Source organism: Actinosynnema sp. NPDC059335, from assembly GCF_042752395.1.
Taxonomy (GTDB): domain Bacteria; phylum Actinomycetota; class Actinomycetes; order Mycobacteriales; family Pseudonocardiaceae; genus Actinosynnema.
Window position 1 is genome coordinate 23,185 of record NZ_JBHYXZ010000071.1, and the last position, 7,576, is coordinate 30,760.

General features: G+C 69.4%; 5 protein-coding genes. 3 read left to right on the forward strand and 2 right to left on the reverse strand.

Annotation, left to right across the window (positions count from 1 at the left end; all coding sequences use genetic code 11):
- Positions 1 to 157 precede the first annotated feature (157 nt).
- From ACFXGA_RS22240 to ACFXGA_RS22250, 3 genes are read left to right on the forward strand one after another with little or no spacing between them, the layout of a single operon-like run.
- The gene (locus tag ACFXGA_RS22240; protein WP_378090730.1) at positions 158 to 919 is read left to right on the forward strand and encodes a hypothetical protein; all 762 of its coding nucleotides are present in this window, start codon (positions 158 to 160) and stop codon (positions 917 to 919) included.
- A 9-nt stretch (positions 920 to 928) separates the two neighbouring features.
- Entirely contained in the window at positions 929 to 2,800 is a 1,872-nt protein-coding gene (locus ACFXGA_RS22245) for a fumarate reductase/succinate dehydrogenase flavoprotein subunit (RefSeq protein ID WP_378090731.1), read from the forward strand.
- A gap of 1 nt (position 2,801) precedes the next feature.
- Positions 2,802 to 3,554, forward strand: coding sequence for a succinate dehydrogenase/fumarate reductase iron-sulfur subunit (locus ACFXGA_RS22250; RefSeq protein WP_378090732.1), 753 nt, complete (start codon positions 2,802 to 2,804; stop codon positions 3,552 to 3,554).
- 271 nt (positions 3,555 to 3,825) lie between these two features.
- Here the strand turns inward: ACFXGA_RS22250 and ACFXGA_RS22255 are convergent, their stop codons facing one another.
- Both ACFXGA_RS22255 and nrdR read right to left on the reverse strand, forming a co-directional pair.
- Entirely contained in the window at positions 3,826 to 6,699 is a 2,874-nt protein-coding gene (locus ACFXGA_RS22255; protein WP_378090733.1) for a vitamin B12-dependent ribonucleotide reductase, read from the reverse strand.
- A gap of 103 nt (positions 6,700 to 6,802) precedes the next feature.
- Positions 6,803 to 7,261 carry a transcriptional regulator NrdR gene (gene nrdR / locus ACFXGA_RS22260; RefSeq protein WP_378090734.1) on the reverse strand — a complete coding sequence of 153 codons (459 nt, stop codon included), beginning with the start codon at positions 7,259 to 7,261 and terminating at the stop codon, positions 6,803 to 6,805.
- Positions 7,262 to 7,576: the final 315 nt, after the last annotated feature.

The window sequence follows — 7,576 nt, forward strand, 5'->3', positions numbered from 1 at the left end:
GATGGGGGGGGCGGCCTCAACCGCCCCCCCCCAACACGACCCCACCCCGTCGGCCCCCCCGCTGCCCAGGGGGGGGGCCCGCTCCCGTTTCAGGCCCGGTTGTGTGTTCCAAACCACATTGTGTCCCGCACCACAACGACGTGGAACGAGGTGAGGTATGAGGGCGCAGATCGCCCAGCGCACGTTGCGCACGGACCGGTGGTGGCTGCCGCCGCTGGCGACGTTCGCGGGCCTGCTCCTGATTTCGATCTACGCGGCCGTGCGGACCTTCATGGGCGACTACTACTGGGTCGACGAGTACCGGTACCTGACGCCCATGTACTCGCCGTGCCTGACCGAGGAGTGCCTGCCGAACGCGGCGCACTTCGGCCGCCTGCTGCCGGAGCTGCCGGGGTTCCTCACCCCGCCGGTGATCATCATCCCGTTCCTGCTCGGGTTCCGCGTGACCTGCTACTACTACCGCAAGGCGTACTACCGGGCGGCGTGGATGTCCCCGCCCGCGTGCGCGGTGGCCGAGCCGCACGGCAAGTACACCGGCGAGACCCGCTTCCCGCTGGTCGCGCAGAACCTGCACCGCTACTTCTTCTACGCCGCGTCGCTCCTGCTGCTGGTCAACATCTACGACGCGTTCTTCGCGTTCAGCACCGGCATCGGCCTGGGCAACATCGTGCTGCTGGTGAACGTGTCGCTGCTGGCGGCGTACACGCTGTCCTGCCACTCGTGCCGCCACATCGCGGGCGGGCGGTTGAAGCACTTCTCCAAGCACCCGGTCCGGTACTGGGCGTGGACGCAGATCTCCAAGCTCAACGCCCGGCACATGCAGCTCGCGTGGGCCTCGCTCATCTTCGTCTGCGTCACGGACCTCTACGTCGCGCTGGTCGCCTCCGGGACGATCTCCGACCTCCGATTCGTCAACTGAGGAGTGGTTTTGCCCGAGCTGGAACGGCATTCGTTCGACGTGCTCGTGATCGGTGCCGGCGGTGCGGGGTTGCGCGCCGCGATCGAGGCCAGGGAACACGGGATGCGCACGGCGGTGCTGTGCAAGTCGTTGTTCGGCAAGGCGCACACGGTGATGGCCGAGGGCGGCATCGCGGCGGCCATGGGGAACGTCAACTCGAACGACAACTGGCAGGTGCACTTCCGGGACACCATGCGCGGCGGGAAGTTCCTCAACAACTGGCGGATGGCCGAGCTGCACGCCAAGGAGGCGCCCGACCGGGTGTGGGAGCTGGAGACCTACGGGGCGTTGTTCGACCGCACCAAGGACGGTCGGATCAGCCAGCGCAACTTCGGCGGGCACGAGTACCCCCGGTTGGCGCACGTGGGCGACCGCACGGGGCTGGAGCTGATCCGCAGCCTCCAGCAGAAGGTGGTGTCGCTCCAGCAGGACGACCACGCCGAGACCGGCGACTACGAGTCGCGGCTCAAGGTGTTCGCCGAGTTCACCGTCACCGACCTGGTCCTCGACGGCGGCAGGATCGCGGGCGCGTTCGGCTACTGGCGCGAGTCGGGCCGGTTCGTGCTGTTCGAGGCGCCCGCGGTGGTGCTCGCCACCGGCGGCATCGGCAAGTCGTTCAAGGTCACGTCGAACTCGTGGGAGTACACCGGCGACGGCCACGCGCTGGCCCTGCGCGCGGGCGCGTCCCTGATCAACATGGAGTTCATCCAGTTCCACCCGACCGGCATGGTCTGGCCGCCGTCGGTGAAGGGGATCCTGGTCACCGAGTCGGTCCGCGGCGACGGCGGCGTGCTGCGCAACTCCGACGGCAAGCGGTTCATGTTCGACTACATCCCCGAGGTGTTCAAGGACAAGTACGCCGACAACGAGGCCGAGGCCGACCGCTGGTACACCGACCCCGGCAACAACCGCCGGCCACCGGAGCTGCTGCCGCGCGACGAGGTGGCCCGCGCGATCAACTCCGAGGTGAAGGCGGGCCGCGGCTCCGAGCACGGCGGCGTGTTCCTGGACGTGTCCACCCGGCTGCCCGCCGAGGAGATCATGCGGCGGCTGCCGTCGATGCACCACCAGTTCAAGGAGCTGGCCGACGTCGACATCACGGCGCAGCCGATGGAGGTCGGGCCGACCTGCCACTACGTCATGGGCGGCGTGCAGGTGGACCCCGACACGGGCGCGTCGTCGGTGCCGGGGCTGTTCGCGGCGGGCGAGGTGTCCGGCGGGATGCACGGCTCCAACCGGCTGGGCGGCAACTCGCTGTCCGACCTGCTGGTGTTCGGCCGCCGGGCGGGCGCGGGCGCGTCGGACTACGTGTCCGGCCTCGACTCCCGGCCGGTGTGCACGGACGAGGCCGTGGCCGAGGCCGAGCGGACCGCCCTCGCGCCGTTCTCCGGCGACGGCGGCGAGAACCCGTACACGCTGCACATGGAGTTGCAGCAGTCGATGAACGACCTGGTCGGCATCATCCGCCGGGCCGACGAGATGGCGCAGGCGATCGAGCGGCTGGAGGAGCTGAAGCGGCGGGCCGCGACCGTGGTGGTCGAGGGGCACCGGCAGTTCAACCCCGGCTGGCACCTCGCGCTCGACCTGCGCAACATGCTGCTGGTCAGCGAGTGCGTGGCGCGGGCCGCGTCGCTGCGCACCGAGAGCCGCGGCGGCCACACGCGCGACGACTACCCGGGCATGGACGCCGACTGGCGGCGCAAGCTGCTGGTCTGCACGCTGTCCGGCTCGTCGGTCGAGGTGGTGGAGGAGCCGCAGGTCCCGATCCGGCCGGACCTGCTGGCGCTGTTCGAGCAGAGCGAGTTGCAGAAGTACCTGACCGCCGACGAGCTGGAGGGCTGACATGGGGTACCAGGGGCACTTCCGGGTGTGGCGCGGCTCCGACGAGGGCGGCGGGCTGGAGGACTTCACCGTCGAGGTCAACGAGGGCGAGGTCGTGCTCGACGTGATCCACCGGCTCCAGGCGACCCAGACGCCGGACCTCGCCGTGCGGTGGAACTGCAAGGCGGGCAAGTGCGGGTCGTGCTCGGCGGAGATCAACGGCAAGCCGAGGCTGCTGTGCATGACGCGGATGTCGGTGTTCGCGGAGGACGAGACGGTGACCGTGACGCCGATGCGCACGTTCCCGGTGATCCGCGACCTCGTCACCGACGTCTCGTACAACTACCGCAAGGCGCGGGAGATCCCCGCCTTCAAGCCGCCGGCGGGCGTCGCGCCGGGGGAGTACCGGATGCAGCAGGTCGACGTGGAGCGCTCGCAGGAGTTCCGCAAGTGCATCGAGTGCTTCCTGTGCAACAACACCTGCCACGTCATCCGCGACCACGAGGAGAACAAGGAGTCGTTCGCCGGGCCGCGGTTCCTGATGCGGGTGGCGGAGCTGGAGATGCACCCGCTCGACGAGGCGGACCGGGTGCGGGAGGCGCAGTCGACGCACGGCCTGGGGCTGTGCAACATCACCAAGTGCTGCACCGAGGTGTGCCCCGAGCACATCAAGATCACCGACAACGCGCTGATCCCGATGAAGGAACGCGTGGCGGACCGGCGTTACGACCCGATCGTCTGGCTGGGCAACAAGCTGTTCCGCAACAAGTCCTGACCTGCCCCCCCCGCCGCGTCGCACCCCGGTGGCGCGGCGCGGGGCCGGCTCGGCGCGGGTCCGGCGGAGGTAGGCCGATCCCTACAACGTCCCGCCCGCCCTCGTCACCGCGACATCGTGGGCGTGGACCACGCGCCGGGACGGAGAGATGACGGCCGCCGGGGCACGTCCGCACTCCCGTGCACCGCCGACGCGAAGGGGCCGGGACGCGTCGGTCCCGGCCCCCTTGCGCGGTCGAGCGGTCAGCCGTGCGTCACCGCACGGCGGGCGGTCAGCTGCAGCCCGAGGTGGAGCCGCAGCCCTCGCACAGGTAGCACGAGCCGGCCGGGCGCATCTTCGTGCCGCACGTCATGCACAGCGGCGCGTCGGCGGTCGTGCCCAGGTGCAGTTCGAGCAGTTCCGTGGAGCTGCCCACCCGGATGTCCTGCGGCTTGGACTTCTTCTCGGCCGGCGCCGGGGCGGAGGCCGAGGCCGGAGTGGACGACGTCGACTTCGGCGCGGCGTCGACCGAGGTGCGCAGGCCCTCCAAGTCCACGTCCGAGCCGCTGCCGTAGTCGTTGTTCACCTGCGCGGTGCGCTCGTCGGCGGTGAAGATGCCGAGCTGCGCCCGCTTCTCGAACGGCAGGTAGTCGAGCGCCAGCCGGCGGAACAGGTAGTCCAGCACGCTGGTCGCGATCCGCACGTCCGGGTCGTCGGTCATGCCCGCCGGCTCGAAGCGCAGGTTCTGGAACTTCGACACGTAGAACTCCAGCGGGATGCCGTACTGCAGGCCCACGGAGATCGACATGGAGAACGCGTCCATCACGCCGGCCAGCGTCGAACCCTGCTTGCCGAGCTTGACGAAGATCTCGCCCAGGCCGTCGTCCGGGTACGAGCCGGCGTGCAGGTAGCCCTCCGCGCCGCCGACCGTGAACGACACCGTCTGCGACGGGCGCTTCTTCGGCAGCCGCTTGCGCACCGGCCGGTACTCCACGACGGTCTCGGTCGTGGTCTCGGCCGCCGCCGACGCCTTGGCCGACTTGCCCGCCGACAGCGGCTGGCCGACCTTGCAGTTGTCGCGGTAGATGGCCAGCGCCTTCAGGCCCAGCTTCCAGCCCTGGTAGTAGATCTCCTCGACGTCCTCGACGGTCGCCGTCTCCGGCATGTTCACCGTCTTGGAGATCGCGCCCGAGATGAACGGCTGCACCGCCGCCATCATCCGCACGTGGCCCATCGGCGCGATGGAGCGCTCGCCCATGGCGCAGTCGAACACCTCGTAGTGCTCCGGCTTGAGGCCCGGCGCGTCCACCACGTGGCCGTGCTCGCCGATGAACTCGACGATCGCCTCGATCTGCTCCTGCTGGTAGCCCAGGGCCTTCAGCGCCCGCGGCACGGTCTGGTTGACGATCTGCATCGAGCCGCCGCCGACCAGCTTCTTGAACTTCACCAGCGCCAGGTCCGGCTCGATGCCGGTCGTGTCGCAGTCCATCATCAGGCCGATGGTGCCGGTGGGCGCGAGCACGCTGGCCTGCGCGTTGCGCCAGCCGTTGCGGGCGCCGATCTTCTGGCACTCCTGCCACGCCCTGGTCGCGACCTTCTGCACCGCCGCGTCGTTCGCGTGGTACGTGCGCAGCATGTCGTTGGCCGCCGCGTGCTTGCGGATGACCCGCTGGTGCGCCTCGGCGTTGCGGGCGTAGCCGTCGTACGGGCCGACGATCCCCGCCAGCTCCGCGGACCGCTTGTACGCCACGGCCTGCATCAGGGACGTGATCGAGGCGGCCAGCGCGCGGCCACCCTCGGAGTCGTACGCGTGACCGGTCGCCATGAGCAGCGCGCCCAGGTTCGCGTAGCCGATGCCGAGCTGGCGGAACGCGCGGGTCGTCTCGCCGATCGAGGGGGTCGGGAAGTCCGCGAAGCAAATCGAGATGTCCATCGCGGTGATGATCAGCTCGACCGACTTGGCGAACAGCTCCGCGTTGAACGTGCCGTCGTCGGACAGGAACTTCATCAGGTTCAACGACGCCAGGTTGCAGCTGGAGTTGTCCAGGTGCATGTACTCCGAGCACGGGTTCGAGGCGGTGATCCGGCCCGACTCCGGCGTGGTGTGCCAGTCGTTGATCGTGCCGTCGTACTGGATGCCGGGGTCGGCGCACTCCCACGCGGCCTGCGCCAGCTTGCGGAACAGGTCCCTCGCGTCGACGTGCTCGATGACCTCGCCGGTCTGGCGGGCGCGCAGGCCGAACTGCCCGCCGTTCTCGTAGGCGTGCATGAACTCGTCCGACACGCGGACGGAGTTGTTCGCGTTCTGGTACTGCACGGACACGATGTCCTTGCCGCCCAGGTCCATGTCGAACCCGGCGTCGCGCAGCGCGCGGACCTTGTCCTCTTCCCGCGCCTTGGTCTGGATGAACTCCTCGACGTCCGGGTGGTCCACGTCCAGCACGACCATCTTGGCCGCGCGGCGGGTCGCGCCGCCGGACTTGATGGTGCCCGCCGACGCGTCCGCGCCGCGCATGAACGACACCGGGCCGGACGCCGTGCCGCCCGAGGACAGCAGCTCCTTGGACGAGCGGATGCGGGACAGGTTCAGGCCCGCGCCGGAGCCGCCCTTGAAGATCAGGCCCTCCTCGCGGTACCAGTTCAAAATCGACTCCATCGTGTCGTCCACCGACAGGATGAAGCAGGCGCTGACCTGCTGCGGCGAGCTGGTGCCCACGTTGAACCACACCGGCGAGTTGAAGCTGAACACCTGGTGCAGCAGCATCCAGGTCAGCTCGTGCTCGTAGATCTCGGCGTCGGCGTCGGTGGCGAAGTAGCTGTGCTTGACGCCCGCCTCGACGTAGGTCTTCACCACGCGGTCGATGAGCTGGCGCAGGCTGTGCTCGCGCTGCGGCGTGCCCACCGCGCCGCGGAAGTACTTGCTCGTGACGATGTTGGTGGCGTTGACCGACCAGAAGTCGGGGAACTCGACGCCGCGCTGCTCGAAGTTCACCGAGCCGTCGCGCCAGTTCGTCATCACGACGTCACGGTGCTCCCAGGTGACCTCGTCATAGGGGTGCCTGCCGGCGGTGGTGTAGACGCGCTCCACCTTCAGCTTGGCGTTCTTGTCCCCCGCGCCGTTGCGGGTGGCCGTCTTCTTGCTGGAGCCACCGACGGTCTCCGTCATCCCGGGTCCCTCTCGTCTTGCTGCTCGTCATGGAAATGGTGTGCGGGACCACGTCCGGGCTCCCCGTCCGAGGCGGTCGCCGCCTGTCCTGCGTCGCGTCCGCTCAGTCGTCCGTGCGCTGGGCGGTGCGAAGATCGGCGATCTCCTTCTCGAAGTCCTCGACGGACGAGAAGGAGCGGTAGACGCTCGCGAAGCGGAGGTACGCGACCTCGTCCAGCTCCCGCAGGGGGCCGAGGATGGCCAGGCCCACCTCGTGGCTCGGGATCTCGGCGTTGCCGCCGGAGCGGATGGACTCCTCGACCCGGTGGGCGAGCTGCTGGAGCGCGTCCTCGTGCACCGGCCGGCCCTGGCAGGCGCGGCGGACGCCGTTCACGACCTTGTCGCGGCTGAACGGCTCGGTGACGCCGGAGCGCTTGACGACCGCGAGCACGGCCTCCTCCACGGTGGTGAACCGGCGGCCGCAGCTGGAGCAGGAGCGCCGGCGGCGGATCACCTGGCCCTCGTCCACCTCGCGCGAGTCGACCACCCGGGAGTCGGCGTGGCGGCAGAACGGGCATCGCACGGCTGGTCTCCCCCTCCTCCGCGCAGCATCCATCGCGTTAGCCCTCACCGTGGGGAAAACCCCAACCTGTGGACTAACTACAACGGTGTAACCACTAGATGTAGGGGTCAACCTATGCCCGGACCCTACTGCTCTGCAACTCGGACACACCGGTCCATGTCACCCGATGGGACGAACGTGCGCAGCGCCACCCCACGTTCACGGACCGCGTGTGCCGAACGCCCGCGACCACCGTGTCGAACGCCCAAGACCCCCCCGGGGAAGCCAGCGCAGGGGTTTGTTAGGGGGGGGGGGGGGGTGGGACAGCGGGGCCCC

Bases quoted from the DNA above. Each gene is read 5' to 3' on its own strand.
- ACFXGA_RS22240 (WP_378090730.1), top strand. From the start codon at position 158: ATGAGGGCGCAGATCGCCCAGCGCACGTTGCGCACGGACCGGTGGTGG.
- ACFXGA_RS22250 (WP_378090732.1), top strand. From the start codon at position 2,802: ATGGGGTACCAGGGGCACTTCCGGGTGTGGCGCGGCTCCGACGAGGGC.
- ACFXGA_RS22255 (WP_378090733.1), bottom strand. From the start codon at position 6,699: ATGACGGAGACCGTCGGTGGCTCCAGCAAGAAGACGGCCACCCGCAAC.